The sequence below is a fragment of the Vibrio sp. R10-SG3-ISO3 genome (assembly GCF_059834225.1).
Window position 1 is genome coordinate 1 of sequence record NZ_JCBDHE010000050.1, and the last position, 15,085, is coordinate 15,085.

17 protein-coding genes are annotated in these 15,085 nt (G+C 44.9%); 16 read left to right on the forward strand and 1 reads right to left on the reverse strand.

The window, feature by feature from the left end; translation table 11 throughout:
• The first annotated feature begins 105 nt into the window (after window positions 1-105).
• Window positions 106-255 carry a hypothetical protein gene (locus tag AC6R1A_RS15735; RefSeq protein ID WP_500633176.1) on the forward strand — a complete coding sequence of 50 codons (150 nt, stop codon included), beginning with the start codon at window positions 106-108 and terminating at the stop codon, window positions 253-255.
• Between the two features lie 20 nt (window positions 256-275).
• Here AC6R1A_RS15735 and AC6R1A_RS15740 read toward each other — a convergent pair whose 3' ends face one another.
• Window positions 276-446: a hypothetical protein gene (locus AC6R1A_RS15740; RefSeq protein WP_500633177.1), complete on the reverse strand. Its 171-nt coding sequence runs from the start codon at window positions 444-446 to the stop codon at window positions 276-278.
• A 278-nt stretch (window positions 447-724) separates the two neighbouring features.
• On the opposite strand from AC6R1A_RS15740, the gene AC6R1A_RS15745 reads away from it, so the two are divergent.
• From AC6R1A_RS15745 to AC6R1A_RS15815, 15 genes are all read left to right on the forward strand, one after another.
• On the forward strand, window positions 725-1,282 hold the full coding sequence (locus tag AC6R1A_RS15745) for a helix-turn-helix domain-containing protein (RefSeq protein WP_500633178.1): 558 nt from the start codon (window positions 725-727) through the stop codon (window positions 1,280-1,282).
• Window positions 1,279-1,596, forward strand: coding sequence for a hypothetical protein (locus tag AC6R1A_RS15750; protein ID WP_500633179.1), 318 nt, complete (start codon window positions 1,279-1,281; stop codon window positions 1,594-1,596). The genes AC6R1A_RS15745 and AC6R1A_RS15750 overlap by 4 nt, the downstream gene beginning before the upstream one ends.
• A gap of 345 nt (window positions 1,597-1,941) precedes the next feature.
• Entirely contained in the window at window positions 1,942-2,856 is a 915-nt protein-coding gene (gene cysD / locus AC6R1A_RS15755; protein ID WP_487902534.1) for a sulfate adenylyltransferase subunit CysD, read from the forward strand.
• A 12-nt stretch (window positions 2,857-2,868) separates the two neighbouring features.
• The gene (locus AC6R1A_RS15760) at window positions 2,869-4,584 is read left to right on the forward strand and encodes an SLC13 family permease (protein ID WP_500633180.1); all 1,716 of its coding nucleotides are present in this window, start codon (window positions 2,869-2,871) and stop codon (window positions 4,582-4,584) included.
• A gap of 22 nt (window positions 4,585-4,606) precedes the next feature.
• Window positions 4,607-5,233, forward strand: a complete 627-nt coding sequence (gene cysC, locus AC6R1A_RS15765) for an adenylyl-sulfate kinase (protein WP_500633181.1) — start codon at window positions 4,607-4,609, stop codon at window positions 5,231-5,233.
• A 1-nt stretch (window position 5,234) separates the two neighbouring features.
• Window positions 5,235-6,200, forward strand: coding sequence for a DHH family phosphoesterase (locus AC6R1A_RS15770; RefSeq protein WP_500633182.1), 966 nt, complete (start codon window positions 5,235-5,237; stop codon window positions 6,198-6,200).
• Between the two features lie 20 nt (window positions 6,201-6,220).
• Window positions 6,221-7,636, forward strand: coding sequence for a sulfate adenylyltransferase subunit CysN (cysN, locus tag AC6R1A_RS15775; RefSeq protein WP_500633183.1), 1,416 nt, complete (start codon window positions 6,221-6,223; stop codon window positions 7,634-7,636).
• A 65-nt stretch (window positions 7,637-7,701) separates the two neighbouring features.
• Window positions 7,702-8,790 carry a dTDP-glucose 4,6-dehydratase gene (gene rfbB, locus AC6R1A_RS15780; RefSeq protein ID WP_500633184.1) on the forward strand — a complete coding sequence of 363 codons (1,089 nt, stop codon included), beginning with the start codon at window positions 7,702-7,704 and terminating at the stop codon, window positions 8,788-8,790.
• Window positions 8,790-9,659 (forward strand): glucose-1-phosphate thymidylyltransferase RfbA, encoded by an 870-nt coding sequence (gene rfbA, locus AC6R1A_RS15785; RefSeq protein WP_500633185.1) that lies wholly within the window; start codon window positions 8,790-8,792, stop codon window positions 9,657-9,659. Before rfbB ends, rfbA begins: the two co-directional genes overlap by 1 nt.
• Before the next feature lie 9 nt (window positions 9,660-9,668).
• The gene (gene rfbD, locus AC6R1A_RS15790; protein WP_500633186.1) at window positions 9,669-10,541 is read left to right on the forward strand and encodes a dTDP-4-dehydrorhamnose reductase; all 873 of its coding nucleotides are present in this window, start codon (window positions 9,669-9,671) and stop codon (window positions 10,539-10,541) included.
• Between the two features lie 5 nt (window positions 10,542-10,546).
• Window positions 10,547-11,095 (forward strand): dTDP-4-dehydrorhamnose 3,5-epimerase, encoded by a 549-nt coding sequence (gene rfbC, locus AC6R1A_RS15795; RefSeq protein WP_500633187.1) that lies wholly within the window; start codon window positions 10,547-10,549, stop codon window positions 11,093-11,095.
• A gap of 53 nt (window positions 11,096-11,148) precedes the next feature.
• Window positions 11,149-11,943: an ABC transporter permease gene (locus AC6R1A_RS15800; protein ID WP_500633188.1), complete on the forward strand. Its 795-nt coding sequence runs from the start codon at window positions 11,149-11,151 to the stop codon at window positions 11,941-11,943.
• Window positions 11,933-13,243 carry an ABC transporter ATP-binding protein gene (locus AC6R1A_RS15805; protein WP_500633189.1) on the forward strand — a complete coding sequence of 437 codons (1,311 nt, stop codon included), beginning with the start codon at window positions 11,933-11,935 and terminating at the stop codon, window positions 13,241-13,243. The genes AC6R1A_RS15800 and AC6R1A_RS15805 overlap by 11 nt, the downstream gene beginning before the upstream one ends.
• 93 nt (window positions 13,244-13,336) lie before the next feature.
• Window positions 13,337-14,011, forward strand: a complete 675-nt coding sequence (locus AC6R1A_RS15810) for a sulfotransferase (protein WP_500633190.1) — start codon at window positions 13,337-13,339, stop codon at window positions 14,009-14,011.
• Window positions 13,995-15,080, forward strand: coding sequence for a DegT/DnrJ/EryC1/StrS family aminotransferase (locus AC6R1A_RS15815; RefSeq protein WP_500633191.1), 1,086 nt, complete (start codon window positions 13,995-13,997; stop codon window positions 15,078-15,080). The genes AC6R1A_RS15810 and AC6R1A_RS15815 overlap by 17 nt, the downstream gene beginning before the upstream one ends.
• The last annotated feature ends 5 nt before the right edge of the window (window positions 15,081-15,085 follow it).

A 15,085-nucleotide genomic window follows, 5' to 3' on the forward strand; every position in this document is an offset into this window, starting at 1 on the left:
GATCGTGGTTAGAGGGTAGTGTGAATTATGTAGTGAGGTGATGGGTGATGGGGTGTGGTTTGTTGGAGTTGGGGTCATCGAATTTCCTCATGATGGTAATGGGTAATGGGTAATGGGTTAGGGGTAATGGGTTGTGGGTTAGGGGTGTTCGGTGGTGAGGGTGTTGATAAAGGCGGTCATGGCGCGTTCGAGCGTTTGCAGATCCGCACCGGTTTGTTTGGCAAGGTTTGCCAAATTACAGCCTTTTACCCATAGGGCGTAGGTGAGCTCATAGCCTAGAGGCTCTGAGCGTTGGCCTGGGCAATTAGGGCGATAAACCCCTCACGGCTGATGGGGCAGTGTGGGTAGGTGGGGAAATAGATCTCCTCTAGGGTTGGGTCAAAGGGGGAATACACGTAGCAGAGGCGACGAATCGCCCATTCACTGTATTGGTGACACACAGGCATAGCAACTCCCTTCTCAATCAGGAGGCGACACTCTACGCGACATTTCGCCATTAGGGTTGGCGAAATACTGGCGATTTGTACAGCCCGAGCGAACAAAGGCAAAAATGCGAGTGTGTACAAAATTAGGTGCATATCCAATGAGCCAAAGAACGGCCAGGCGTGAGGCGGCTTGCAACCTCACCAATTCGCGCGGCATTTCTGCCGTATGGCGAACCCTAATCAATAAGAGGCTGTTTTGTTTGTTGTTTACATTCCAATAACAAAGCCGAGGAGAACCCATGAGCCACACCCTAGTCGCCACCCTGATGAAAGCCAAAACCGGATCGCCCATCAGCAAACTGATCTTACTTAAGTTGGCCAATAACGCCGATGTGCACGGCCGCTGCTTTCCCTCTTACCAGTATTTGGCGCTCTATTGCGAAGTCTCGCTGCGCACAGTGAAAGAGCACATCAAACGGCTAGAGGAGCAAGGCTTTCTCGAACTGGTGCACCGCTTTGACAAACGCGGCCGTCAGCGCAGTAACTTGTACCAGCTCTACACGCCTGCCCATTTGCACGTTGAACTAGACGGCACGTGCACCGGAGAGGAAGCAAAGTCTTCACCCTCTCCCCGTGCAGCAACTGCACCGAGAATCTCCCAATTAAAGAGTAATAAAGAGAGTTGTAGGCAGGCAGCGCCACCCCAGCGCCCTGTGGATAAGTTAGTCCGCGAGTATCACGCCAAAGGGCGAACCCACCCGTTTGAAGAGCGCATTCAGGGTTTGATCAAAGCACGAAAACGCAGCCGTGCGGATGAATATGCGAATGAGCAAAAGAAACGGGAGGAGGCATCATGAAACACCGATTATCGCTCACTGAGCAAAAACACATTTTAAGCCTGTACATCATCCGCGCCAGCGGCCGACCGAGAGAGTTACTTGAAGTGTTATTAAGCGCCTACCCCAACCCAATGAGCGGCAGCGAACTCAAACGTGCCCTTAACATGACCGGCAGCCATGCCTTGCCGTCCGCGGTGCGTAATGCGGAGATTTTTATTGATGTGATTAAGCGTTATGATACTGCGACAAATAAGACCTATTACCAGCTTGATGAGCAGTGTGTGCAGCGCTTTGCATTTAATCAGCTAATGGGTAGTGTGATGAAAGTTTAGGAGTGTGACGGTGCAATCAATCGTTGCTAGTTTATCCCCTGCTTGAAATGGTGTACTATCCGAAGCAGATTTATGCAGTGCGCGCTTGTGTATTACCGATCTTTTGAATGGAGTTTTAAAGGATACTTAGGTGTACAGTCATAGCGCGCCAGCGGATGTTGTGCGGTTGTCCAAATAAAAAAAATGGGAGGGGCTATTGGGGCCAGTAATTAAAAACAACCAAAACCAAGCCTTTACAAAGCCTCTCGAAAACACAACCGTCTCAATTTGGATAAAAACCGTCTCAGTTAAGGAAGAGCACTGAGATGTAACTACGAAAATTTATACAACTACGAAGTGGCAGCAATGAAAATATCTCCAGAAAGAATGACTCATCTAAAGCAGTTGGAAGCCGAGTCGATTCACATTATGCGCGAAGTTGCCGCGGAATTTGATAACCCAGTCATGCTCTATTCAGTGGGCAAAGACTCCTCCGTTATGCTGCATTTGGCGAAAAAAGCCTTTGCCCCGGGCATCCCTCCGTTTCCTTTGATGCACGTCGATACCACGTGGAAGTTCAAAGAGATGATCGAGTTTCGCGATCAGATGGCCGAAAAGCTGGGCATGAAATTGATTGTCCATCAAAACCCTGAAGGGCTGGCCATGAACATCAGCCCGTTTGTGCATGGCAGTTCAAAACACACCGACATCATGAAAACTCAAGGCTTGAAGCAGGCGCTGGATAAGTACGGCTTTGATGCGGCGTTTGGCGGCGCGCGACGCGACGAAGAAAAATCACGTGCGAAAGAGCGTGTCTACTCGTTTCGTGATGAACACCACCGCTGGGATCCGAAAAACCAAAGACCAGAGCTGTGGAACATTTACAACGGCAAAGTCAATAAAGGCGAAAGTATCCGAGTGTTCCCATTGTCGAACTGGACGGAGCTCGATATCTGGCAGTACATCTACTTAGAAGACATTGAGATCCCAAGTTTGTATCTGGCCAAAAAACGTCCCGTGGTTGAGCGCGATGGTATGCTGATCATGAAAGATGACGACCGTATGGAGCTCAAGCCTGGCGAAACCATCGAGCACAAAATGGTGCGTTTTCGTACGTTGGGTTGCTACCCACTGACCGGTGCGGTGGAGTCAGAAGCGACGACATTAACGGAAGTCATTCAAGAGATGCTCTTGACCACGACCTCTGAGCGCCAAGGTCGCGCCATTGACCACGACTCATCCGGGTCGATGGAGAAGAAAAAGCGCGAAGGCTATTTTTAAGCTCCTGCCACCATGTGGATCACTGCGCTTGTTATTCTTGTTTTACTCACGAGCTTAATTGTCTCAAAATGGCGCGCCGCCTATGTATTTGTCGGCGCGACTCTCGTGCTTTACCTCTTCGGACAAATTGATCAAAGCCGTTTAATCGGAAACATCACAAATAGCTCCGTCCTAACTCTGATTGCCTTAATGGTGGCTTCTCTCGCGTTAGAAAGAAGTTACTTGTTGCCATGGTTATCGAGCAAAATCTTTGATGACAGTTACAGCAAAACACTCCTTCGCCTTGGGCTATCCAGTGCCCTGAGTTCGGCTGTTCTCAACAATACCGCCGTGGTGGCCACTTTGATGGGGGGAGTGCAACGCAATCAAGACCACCCCGCCACTTCACTGCTGATCCCTCTCTCTTACTTTGCCATTTTAGGTGGTACGTTGACCTTAATTGGTACAGCGACCAACCTGGTTGTGAATGCACTGTTAGTTGAAGCTGGTCACCCCGAGTTAAATTTCTTTGTTTTTCTCCCTGTCGGTCTTGCGCTGGTGGTACTGGTTGGCGGTGTGGTTGTGCTAAGCGCTCGGCAGCTCAATCGAAAAGTCTCGTCTCTTTCTCCGGTGTCTCACTACTTTATCGATGCAGAGGTCAAGCCAGGCAGCAAACTGATTGGCAACACCGTGCGTGAAAATAAACTGAGAGCATTAGATGGACTGTTCTTAGCCGAAATCGTCCGGGGTGATCAACTGATTTCCCCTGTGACACCGGATACGCGCATTCAAGCGAAGGACAAACTGGTCTTTACCGGTGATGTAGAGAATGTGAAACAGCTCCATTTACTTGACGGCGTCGAAATCTTTGCCGATGCCAGTCAGCTTCTCAGTTCGAATTTGACCGAAGTGATCGTCAGTCCAGAGTCGGTATTGATCGGGAAAACCCTCAAAGCGACGGATTTTCGCTCGCGTTTTGACGCCGCGGTGGTCGCGATCAGCCGAGAGGGACATCGACTCTCTGGTAAATTGGGCGAGCAAAAAATTCTCTCGGGTGACAAGCTGGTCTTGGCCATTGGCGAAGATTTTCATAAACGGCAGAATCTAACACGCAACTTTTTTATTCTCAGTGGTATAGAGCTCAACCACACCTTGTCATTGAAGCAAAATGTGCTGACCGTTTTGGGCTTTTTGGGCGCGATTGTGCTATCGGCCACGACATCGGTCTCGTTGCTTGAATCCATGGGCGCGTATATTCTATTGATGCTGGGCAGCAACGTCATTGATGGGACGACCATACGCCGCCGCTTTCCTTTTGAACTGTGGACGGTCTTGGTATGCGCGCTGTCCATCGCGTATGCATTCAGTGCCTCGGGTTTGGCACAATGGGTGACGTCTGGCATACATGATTTGCTCGGAGAGCAAAATCCCTTTGTGGCGCTAGTGTGTCTGTTTATCGTCACGCTCATACTGACGGAAGTTATCACCAACACCGCTGCGGCAGCGATTATGCTGCCGGTAGGGCTGGCGTTGGCACAGGCTTACCAAGTCTCGTCGATGCCATTTATCATGGCAGTGGCGTATGCCGCCAGTGCATGTTTTTTAAGCCCTTATGGGTACCAAACAAACTTAATGGTCATGAATGCTGGTGGCTATCATTTTAAAGACTTTATTAAAGTGGGGTGGAAGGTGTCGATGAGCTACAGTCTTGTTGCGCTTATCGCCATTCCTCTTTTTTTCCCATTTTAGGTGTGACAATAAACAGAAAACAATGAATCCGTACACAAAAAAACACCACGATGCAGTCAGTGCCGACATTGTTTGGCACAATGCGAGCGTAACTGACAAAGAGCGAGCAGCACTGAAAAAGCAAACGCCGGTCTTGCTTTGGTTTACAGGGCTGAGCGGCTCGGGTAAATCCACCATCGCCAACGCGGTAGAACGCAAACTCTTTGAGTTGGGCAAACACAGCTATTTACTCGATGGCGATAATGTTCGCCATGGGCTGAATAAAGATCTCGGTTTTAGCGATGCTGACCGTGTTGAAAACATCCGACGTATTGGCGAAGTGGCCAAGCTCTTTGTTGACTCAGGCAGCATTGTTCTTACCGCCTTTATCTCCCCATTTCGAGCAGATAGAGCGCAAGCGAAAGACATGTTGTCGAGTGGGCAGTTTTTAGAGGTGTATATTGATACGCCACTAGAGGTGTGTGAGCAGCGCGACCCTAAAGGGCTCTACAAAAAAGCCCGCTCTGGAGAAATCAAAAATTTCACCGGTATCGATTCAACGTATGAAGCGCCGTTACAGCCTGACATTCATGTAGAAACCGCGCTCTATACGGTCGAAGAGTGCGCGCAACGTATTATTGAGCAACTAAAGCAGCGGCAGTACATTTGACATGCATTATGACGTTTTTAATGGTGATGCCGATGGCATCATGTCACTCATTCAGCTAAGAAAAGCGCAGCCTAAATCGAGCACATTGATCACCGGTGTCAAACGCGATATTCAACTGCTGAAACAAGTCGTCACGCAAGGTGATGCCTCGTGCGTGACCGTGCTCGATATTTCGATGGAGAAGAATATTGATGCGCTGTACGAGCTGATTGAAAACCGTGTCCCTGTGTTTTATTGCGACCACCATCGTACCGGCGAGGTGCCTCAATCAGACGCGTTAACGGCGTTGATTAATCTCGATGCCAACGTGTGTACAAGCTGGTTGATCAACCGTCATCTCGGTGAGCAATATGTTGACTGGGCGATTGCTGGGGTATTTGGTGACAACTTGTTTAGCACTGCTCAGTCACTCGCGGCAGAGCATGGACTCGAGCAAGAGTATATAGAGTTTTTAAAAGAGCTCGGAACGCTGGTCAACTACAATGGGTATGGGGCGACGCTTGAGGACCTCCATATCCAACCAGAGCGCCTTTTTCAGCAGTTGATCGCGTATGCGTCGCCAAGAGAGCTTTTAGAAGACCCTGTTTCTCCTTACTTCCAACTGCAAAAGGCCTATCTGGAAGACAACGAGAAAGTGGCCACACTGCGCCCCGTGCATTCTTGTGAGATTGCAGAAGTCTACGTTCTCCCTTGTGAGGCATGGGCGAGACGCATTGGCGGCGTGTTTGGCAATGCGTTAGCCAATCAAACGCCAAACAAAGCTCACGCTGTGGTGACCTTGAATGCAAGCCAAGAAGATTACACCGTGAGTGTTAGGGCGCCACTGAGCAACCGAACGGGAGCGGATGAGATTTGTATCCAGTTTCCAACTGGCGGTGGCCGTAAAGCCGCTGCTGGCATTAACCAATTACCCAAGTCTGAGCTAGCGTCATTTATTCAGACGTTAACTGACCATTACGCTAAGTAGACATAGAACAGGTACAGAACATGTCGCACTCTTCAGAGCTGATTGCAAAAGATATTGAAGCCTACTTAAAGGTTCATGAAAACAAAGATCTATTACGTTTTTTGACCTGTGGAAATGTCGATGACGGTAAATCTACCCTCATTGGACGTTTGCTTTACGACTCAAAGCTGATCTATGAAGATCAGATGGCCGCCATTGAAAAAGACTCCCAGAAGTTTAATACCACAGATGAAGCCTTTGACTTGGCGCTTCTCGTTGACGGGCTTCAATCAGAGCGTGAGCAGGGTATTACTATTGATGTCGCTTATCGTTACTTTTCCACCGACAAGAGAAAGTTCATCATTGCCGATACCCCAGGACATGAGCAGTACACGCGCAACATGGTGACCGGCGCATCAACGTGCGACTTAGCGATCGTGATGGTGGATGCGCGCCGCGGCATTCAAACCCAGACTCGTCGTCATAGCTATATTTGTTCCCTCTTAGGCATAAAGCACATCATTGTTGCGATCAATAAGATGGATCTAATGGAATACAGCCAAGAGGTGTATCAACAGATCAAAGCCGATTACCGAGAAATGGCGAAAAATTTCAATATCGATGATATTCGCTTTGTACCGATTTCAGCGCTAAAGGGTGACAATGTGGTGGCCCCAAGTGAAAAAACGGACTGGTATCCAGGTGCGACATTGATGAAGTTGCTGGAAACGGTCAAAGTCGATAAAGACAAAGACCTAGAGCATATGCGATTCCCAGTTCAATATGTGAATAGACCCAATTTAGATTTTAGAGGGTTCTGCGGTACGCTCGCCTCTGGGCAAATTCAAGTCGGGGATGGGGTCACAGCGTTGCCCTCAGGCAAAACGTCGAAGGTCAAATCCATCTTTACCTATGATGGTGAACTGCAAACAGCGCAGCCGGGCCAGGCGATTACTGTAACACTGGAAGATGAAATCGATGTCTCTCGTGGTGATATGATTGTGCATACTGGGCATGAGCCAGTTGTCACCAACCAGTGTCAAGCGCACATGGTTTGGATGGGTGAACAACCCATGCTGACACATAAGGACTATGTGTTGAAGTTTGCCACTAAGAGCTGTTTAGGGAAAGTGGCCAAGATTGAACACAAAGTCGATGTGAATACATTGGCCAAGCATGCAGAAAACACCGATAGCTTAGGGCTGAATGAAATTGCGCTGGTCCATATCAAGCTAACGGAAAACATCGCGCTGGACGAATATCAGCATTTGCCTCAAACCGGTGCGTTTATTGTCATTGATCGTATCAACAATGTGACGATTGGAGCGGGCATGGTCAGTGCAATTAAAGGCAAGGAGGCAGAGAGTACTGGCGAGCGAAGCTATACCGAATCGGAAAAGGCCCTCAATGCATTCATACGTGAGCAGTTCCCGGAATGGGGTTGCAAATCCATCTAGTGAAATAGATGACAGAATACTTATAATTAGTAATGAATTAATAGAACAGTTGGAATCAGTTTAAGATGAAAATTTTAGTAACGGGCGGTGCAGGATTTATTGGTTCAGCAGTGGTTCGCCATATCATTGAGAATACGGCTGACAGTGTGATTAATGTTGATTGTCTGACGTACGCGGGGAACTTGGAGTCTTTAGCGTCAGTAGAGACAAATGAACGCTACGCGTTTGAACAAGTAAACATTTGTGACAGAGCAGAATTAGATCGCGTTTTTAGTGAGCATCAACCTGATGCGGTCATGCACTTAGCCGCGGAATCTCATGTGGATCGCTCAATTACGGGGCCTGCAGCGTTCATTGAAACCAACATTGTTGGTACTTACACACTGTTAGAAGCCACGAGAGATTACTGGAATACACTCAGTGAGTCGGCCAAGCTCGCTTTTCGTTTCCATCATATTTCAACAGATGAAGTGTATGGTGACTTGACTCATCCCGATGAAGTAGAGGCCGGTACTGAACTCCCGATGTTCTTAGAAAGCACACCATATGCACCATCAAGCCCTTACTCTGCCTCTAAAGCATCGAGTGATCATTTGGTGCGTGCGTGGCTTCGTACGTATGGTCTTCCTACCATCGTGACAAATTGCTCAAACAACTATGGTCCTTATCATTTTCCAGAGAAACTGATTCCTCTTGTCATTCTCAATGCCTTGGAAGGCAAAGAACTGCCGATTTATGGCAAAGGTGACCAAATTCGAGATTGGCTCTATGTCGAAGATCATGCTCGCGCACTATACAAAGTGGTGACAGAGGGCATGGTTGGTGAGACCTACAACATTGGCGGCCACAATGAAAAGCAAAACTTAGAAGTGGTTCAAACCATTTGTTCTATTTTGGATACGCTAGTCCCGAAAGAGAGTCCTTACGCGGAACAAATTACGTACGTTCAAGATAGGCCAGGACACGATCGCCGCTACGCCATCGATTCAAGCAAAATGCAAAAAGAACTCGGCTGGACGCCAGTAGAGACATTCGAAACAGGGCTGAAAAAAACGGTGCAATGGTATCTCGATAATCAAAAGTGGTGCCAGAATGTTCAGGATGGCAGTTACCAACGCGAGCGTTTGGGTGTGGTGAAAGGAGAGGTAGAATAATGAAAGGTATTGTTCTTGCAGGTGGCTCGGGCACCCGTTTATACCCATTAACCCGCGGCGTATCGAAGCAGCTGCTTCCTATCTATGATAAGCCAATGGTGTTTTACCCGATTTCGACTTTAATGCTTGCCGGTATCAAAGACATTCTTATCATCACGACTCCGGAAGATAATGAAGGCTTTAAGCGTCTCCTCGGCGATGGCAGTGATTTTGGCATCAACTTAGAATATGCCATCCAACCAAGCCCTGATGGCCTAGCACAAGCGTTCATTATTGGTGACGAGTTCATTGGTGATGACAGTGTATGCTTAGTACTAGGTGACAATATTTTCTATGGTCAATCTTTCAGTCAGACATTAAAAAGTGCAGCGTCAAGAGAGGCTGGAGCAACGGTATTTGGCTATCAGGTCAAGGATCCAGAGCGCTTTGGCGTAGTGGAATTTGATGACAGTATGAAAGCTGTCTCGATTGAAGAAAAACCAACCAAACCAAAATCAAACTATGCGGTCACGGGGTTGTACTTCTACGACAATCGAGTCGTGGATTTTGCGAAGCAAGTGAAACCGTCGGCGCGCGGCGAACTTGAGATCACTTCTATCAATGAAATGTACCTCAATGATGGTTCGTTGAATGTTGAGTTGCTGGGTCGAGGGTTTGCTTGGCTTGATACTGGCACACACGAAAGCCTGCATGAGGCATCGTCATTTGTCCAAACCATCGAACATGTTCAGGGTTTGAAAGTCGCCTGTTTAGAGGAAATCGCCTGGCGACAAGGCTGGTTAAGCAACAAAGATATTGAACGGCTAGCAACGCCCATGCTGAAAAACGAATACGGTCGTTACCTAATGTCATTGATTAAGCCACTCTAGGACACAAAAATGAAGGTACTTATTACAGGTTGCAATGGCCAAGTCGGCCATTGTTTAGTTAGCCAACTCCGCGATAAAGCGGAAGTTTTAGCCGTCGATAAAGATCAGCTGGATATCACCGATCAAGCGGCCGTCTATACGACCGTTGCCGATTTCGAACCAAACTACATCATTAATGCGGCAGCACATACGGCCGTCGACAAGGCAGAAGAAGAAGTTGCACTCTCGTTCGCGATAAACAGGGATGGTCCCAAGTTCCTTGCAGAAGCGGCGGAAAGTTGTGGTGCTGTGATGTTGCACATTTCTACGGACTATGTGTTTGAGGGGGCGGGAACTAAACCCTATCAGGAAAGCGATCCTGTTGGGCCACAAGGTGTGTATGGTGAAAGCAAGCTGGCTGGCGAAGTTGCAGTAATCGAAGCATGTGAAAAACACCTGATCTTACGTACCGCGTGGGTGTTTGGTGAACATGGAAACAACTTTGTCAAAACGATGCTCCGGCTTGCACAGACGCGAGATGAACTCAGTATTGTCGGCGATCAAATCGGCGCACCCACGTATGCGGGAGACATAGCAGCTGCGCTAATTAAAATGGTCGAATCAATGGAGGAAGGGATCGAGCCCAAATGGGGGGTGTACCATTATTCTGGTATGCCTTATGCCAGTTGGTATGACTTTGCACAAATGATCTTTGAGAAAGCCCAAAATCAGGGAGTCATTGATAACTCCCCGAGCCTTAATTCGATCCCAACATCGGCATATCCGACGCCGGCAAAGCGTCCGTCAAATTCACGATTGGACTGCAATAAAATCTTGGCCCAATTTGGTGTCACACCAAGCGATTGGGTAAGTGCCTTGGACAACATAAAAGCTTATAAGTAGGAAATATGAAAGTTATTGATACTACCATTCCTGATGTAAAAATCATTGAACCTTCGGTTTTTGGCGATGACCGGGGTTTCTTCATGGAAACTTGGCAACAGAAAAAATTTGAAGAGTTAGTTACTGGCAAGCCGACACAGTTTGTTCAAGACAACCATTCTAAATCCAAGAAAGGTATCTTACGTGGGTTACACTATCAGACTGAAAACACGCAAGGAAAATTGGTCCGAGCAGTCTCTGGGGAAGTATTTGACGTTGCGGTAGATATACGAGAGGGTTCTCCAACATTTGGACAATGGGTTGGGGTCTACTTATCGGCAGAGAACAAACGACAGCTCTGGGTACCAGAAGGTTTTGCACATGGGTTTTATGTGACAAGCGATGGCGCAGAGTTTGTTTACAAGTGCACCAATTATTATGACCCCAAATCGGAAGTTTCAATACGTTGGGATGATCCCACTATCAACGTTGATTGGCCAATAGCAGGTGATTGTATTGAGCTCTCTGAGAAGGATAAAAACGGTATATCGTTGATCAATGCGCCTACTTTATGAAAAAGAGGTCCAAATAGGTAAGATGGTATGTCTAGTTACAGGTCTAAATACAAATGATTAAAGCGATAGCAAAGTTACCTTTTGAGCATAGCTCCCTCATTTTTCAGCTAACCAAACGAGAAGTGATAGGAAGGTATAAGGGGTCTGCTCTTGGCATACTGTGGTCATTTATCGTTCCGCTTGTTATGTTAACAGTTTACACCTTTGTGTTTGGTATGGTTTTTAAAGCAAGGTGGGGGGTGGAAGGTGGACCAAGCTTTTCAGTTATTTTATTTACCGGACTCATATTCCATACATTCCTAGCCGAGTGCTTAACTAGCTCACCGACCGCAATAGTAAGCAAGCCTAACTTAGTAAAGAAAGTAGTGTTTCCTTTGGAGATACTTCCTGTCGTAAATGTATTGACATCATTCTTTCATTTCCTGATCAGTCTAGTTATTTTGTTTTTTGCTATTGTAATTACTGAAGGTAGCGTGCCGATAACTTGGATAGCTTTACCTTTGGTGTTTATACCCATTGGTTTGCTAAGTCTTGGTTTTGCCTGGTTTTTATCCGCTTTAGGCGTGTACTTGCGTGATATCTCTCAGATGATGGGTGTTGTTGTTACACTGTTGATGTTCTTATGTCCAATATTCTATCCATTAAGCGTCATACCTGAAAAATATCAAATATTCATATTATTGAATCCATTAAGCCTAATAGTACAAGAAGCAAGGGCAATTTTAGTATTTGGTGAGTGGCCGAATTGGATAGCAATACTAAGCTATTTCTTTGTGTCACTGCTTGTTTGTTTCTTTAGTTTTTCATTGTTTACAAAAACTCGTAAAGGTTTCGCTGATGTCCTCTAATGAAGTTGTAATAGATGTTAATAACATCAGTAAGTGTTTTGAAATATATAACAAGCCATCTGACCGCCTGAAACAGTTTGTCTCATCCGGGATGGGATTAGAGAGAAAGTATTATAAAGAATATTGGGCATTAAATAATGTTAGCTTCCGAGTACAGAGAGGCGAAACCGTAGGTATTTTAGGTGGCAATGGAGCTGGTAAATCAACACTATTACAAATTATTTGTAATACACTCACACCCACATCCGGGAATATATCCGTTCAAGGACGAATTGCTGCTCTCTTAGAGCTCGGTTCTGGCTTTAATCCTGAGTTTACTGGCATAGAAAATATCTACATGAGCTGTGCGCTGTTGGGTTTGAGTAAGAGTGAGATTGATGAAAAAATAGACAAGATTTTGAGCTTCGCTGATATCGGTGACTTCGTAAACCAACCAGTAAAAACGTACTCTTCAGGAATGTTTGTTCGCCTCGCATTTGCTGTTAACGTGCAGTCGAGTCCAGAGATCATGATTGTGGATGAGGCTTTGGCGGTTGGTGATATGAACTTTCAAGCGAAATGCATGACAGCATTGAAAAGAATAAAAGATGATGGCGCTTCTATTTTATTTGTCAGTCATGACACGAGCAGTGTAAAGAGCTTGTGCGAGCGTGCTGTCTTTCTAGAAAAAGGGCAACTGGTTGAGAAAGGGAAAGCTGAAGATATCGCTGAAAAGTACATAAAGCGAATGAGGTTACTTGCGAACGAAATTGATCGGTGCGATGAAATTGGGGCCGTTGAAACTGAGACGTGCGTGGGCAAATCTATTGTTGATGATGAAGTAACAAGGGCATTCAAAGCCAAAGTTGTTGGTTTCCGCTACGGTAGTGGAACTGCAGAGGTTACCAATGCACGAATCTTATTAGATGGTCTTGAAACTAACGTCATTCCTTCTGGGGCCGAAGTTCAAATTGAGCTAATAGTTGATATTAAATCAGATTGCAAGATATCAGTTAACTTTAACGTACTGGACGACAAGAAAATTGAAATAACCGGTGGAAACTTTAGCGTTAATGCTATTGAAGAAATAGATGGGTTAGCAGGGCAAAGATATAAAGTTACATATTGTGCTAAACTTCCACTTATGTCCGGAAACTATGGAATTAGAACACAAATTATCAGTCGTAGAGAAACTAACGTTCCTGAGTTTGTTGATGTGATCCCCGATGCTATTATTTTCAAAGTTGAACAGCAGTCAGAAAATAAGATTTGGTGGAAAGTAGCAGTTGAACAAAGTTTAATGATTGATAAACTCCAATGAGAATAAAGATTTTCGTATGTCGATGTTAGATCTATCAATATATTGAGGGTTTAATATTAAGTTTAATTATTTTTGTATGAGGCCAACTAGGCTATGTTTAATACTCTATTTAGGAAATTTTTTTCTAGGTCTAGAAGGCCAAAGGTCTTTTGTATTGGAAGGAATAAAACAGGAACCACATCCATAATGACTTATTTTGAAAAGTCCGGATATGTTGTTGGTAACCAAAACAAGGCAGAAGAATTGACTGATCGTTGTTATTTTAATCGTAATTTTGAAGAGATAATAAAATACTGCTACAGTGCAGATGCGTTTCAAGATGTTCCTTTCAGCTATCCAGATACCTACAAATATTTAGAAAGAGAATTTCCTGATGCAAAATTTATATTGACTATAAGAGATTCAGAGTCTTGGTATAATTCACTAGTCAGTTTTCATGGAAAGTTATTTGGGGAAGGCGGGAAAGTTCCTGATTACGACGATTTAAAAAGAGCTCGATATATCAGAGAAGGCTACATGCTAAGAATACTAGATTTATATGGTACAGATAAGGAAGATCCGTATAATAAAGATGCTCTTATTGAACACTTTGAGAGTTATAACAATTCAGTGATAGAATATTTTAAAGAAAAGCAAGAGAAGCTTTTGGTTCTTGATTTATCAGACGGTAATGCTTCCAGTAAATTATCTAGTTTCCTTGGAGTTAAAGATATAGTAATACCTTGGGAAAACAAGACATCGGTGGTTGAAAGTGATAAATGTAACTAAAAGTTATCTACCTAATATCAGTGATTATACTGATGTGTTAAAGAAAATCTGGGAATCTGGACAGATTACTAATAACGGAGATATTGGAAAAGAGCTATCTGGTCGACTAACAGAGTATCTATCTATAGGAAATATTGAATTAGTAGCTAATGGAACGATCGCAATTCAAATAGCAATTAAAGCTCTCGGAATTAAAGGAGAAGTTATTACGACACCATTTAGTTATGTTGCAACAACGAATGCGATTATTTGGGAAGGTTGTACTCCAATTTTTGTCGATATAGATAAAAATAGCTTATGCATAAATCCAGACAATATTGAGTCCGCAATTACAGATAATACATCGGCTATTTTAGCTACTCATGTTTATGGTTATCCATGTGATGTTGAGAAAATACAAAGAATAGCAGATAAATATAATCTTAAAGTAATATATGATGCCGCTCACGCGTTTGGTGTGAAATATAAAGGAAAGTCACTGTTAGAATATGGGAATATATCAACCCTAAGTTTTCACGCAACTAAATTGTTTCATACCGGAGAAGGTGGAGCCATAATAGGTACTCAAAAAGGAGTAATGAGTAAAGTTAACTCATTAAAGCGCTTCGGGCACAATGGTGAGGAAGAATATTTTTGTGAGGGCATCAACGGAAAGTTGTCTGAATTAAATGCTGCTATGGGCTTGTGTGTACTTAAAAATGTGGATGAAATTATCCTACATAGAAAGAAGTGCTCAGAATTATATGACGTATTATTAGCTTCCTCTCCTCATATTACCCGACCAACCGTCGAGCCTGATCTAGAATATAATTATGCTTACTATCCGATAGTTTTTGCTTCCGAAGAGCAGCTGAAATTAGTGCGGGATACATTAAATGAGCATGAGGTTTATCCTCGTAGGTATTTCTATCCATCATTAAATACGCTTCCATATCTTGAGTTTTCAAGTTCTTGTCCCGTATCTGAAAGTATAGCATCGAGAGTGCTAGCGCTACCTTTAAGTCACGATTTGTCACTACATGACGTAGACAGAATTTCAAAGTTAATCTTAGGCAGGTTATCTAAATGAAGTGT

Coding starts and splice junctions, on each gene's coding strand:
- AC6R1A_RS15735 (WP_500633176.1), top strand. CDS start 106: ATGGGTAATGGGTTAGGGGTAATGGGTTGTGGGTTAGGGGTGTTCGGT.
- AC6R1A_RS15740 (WP_500633177.1), bottom strand. CDS start 446: ATGCCTGTGTGTCACCAATACAGTGAATGGGCGATTCGTCGCCTCTGC.
- AC6R1A_RS15745 (WP_500633178.1), top strand. CDS start 725: ATGAGCCACACCCTAGTCGCCACCCTGATGAAAGCCAAAACCGGATCG.
- AC6R1A_RS15750 (WP_500633179.1), top strand. CDS start 1,279: ATGAAACACCGATTATCGCTCACTGAGCAAAAACACATTTTAAGCCTG.
- cysD (WP_487902534.1), top strand. CDS start 1,942: ATGAAAATATCTCCAGAAAGAATGACTCATCTAAAGCAGTTGGAAGCC.
- AC6R1A_RS15760 (WP_500633180.1), top strand. CDS start 2,869: ATGTGGATCACTGCGCTTGTTATTCTTGTTTTACTCACGAGCTTAATT.
- cysC (WP_500633181.1), top strand. CDS start 4,607: ATGAATCCGTACACAAAAAAACACCACGATGCAGTCAGTGCCGACATT.
- AC6R1A_RS15770 (WP_500633182.1), top strand. CDS start 5,235: ATGCATTATGACGTTTTTAATGGTGATGCCGATGGCATCATGTCACTC.
- cysN (WP_500633183.1), top strand. CDS start 6,221: ATGTCGCACTCTTCAGAGCTGATTGCAAAAGATATTGAAGCCTACTTA.
- rfbB (WP_500633184.1), top strand. CDS start 7,702: ATGAAAATTTTAGTAACGGGCGGTGCAGGATTTATTGGTTCAGCAGTG.
- rfbA (WP_500633185.1), top strand. CDS start 8,790: ATGAAAGGTATTGTTCTTGCAGGTGGCTCGGGCACCCGTTTATACCCA.
- rfbD (WP_500633186.1), top strand. CDS start 9,669: ATGAAGGTACTTATTACAGGTTGCAATGGCCAAGTCGGCCATTGTTTA.
- rfbC (WP_500633187.1), top strand. CDS start 10,547: ATGAAAGTTATTGATACTACCATTCCTGATGTAAAAATCATTGAACCT.
- AC6R1A_RS15800 (WP_500633188.1), top strand. CDS start 11,149: ATGATTAAAGCGATAGCAAAGTTACCTTTTGAGCATAGCTCCCTCATT.
- AC6R1A_RS15805 (WP_500633189.1), top strand. CDS start 11,933: ATGTCCTCTAATGAAGTTGTAATAGATGTTAATAACATCAGTAAGTGT.
- AC6R1A_RS15810 (WP_500633190.1), top strand. CDS start 13,337: ATGTTTAATACTCTATTTAGGAAATTTTTTTCTAGGTCTAGAAGGCCA.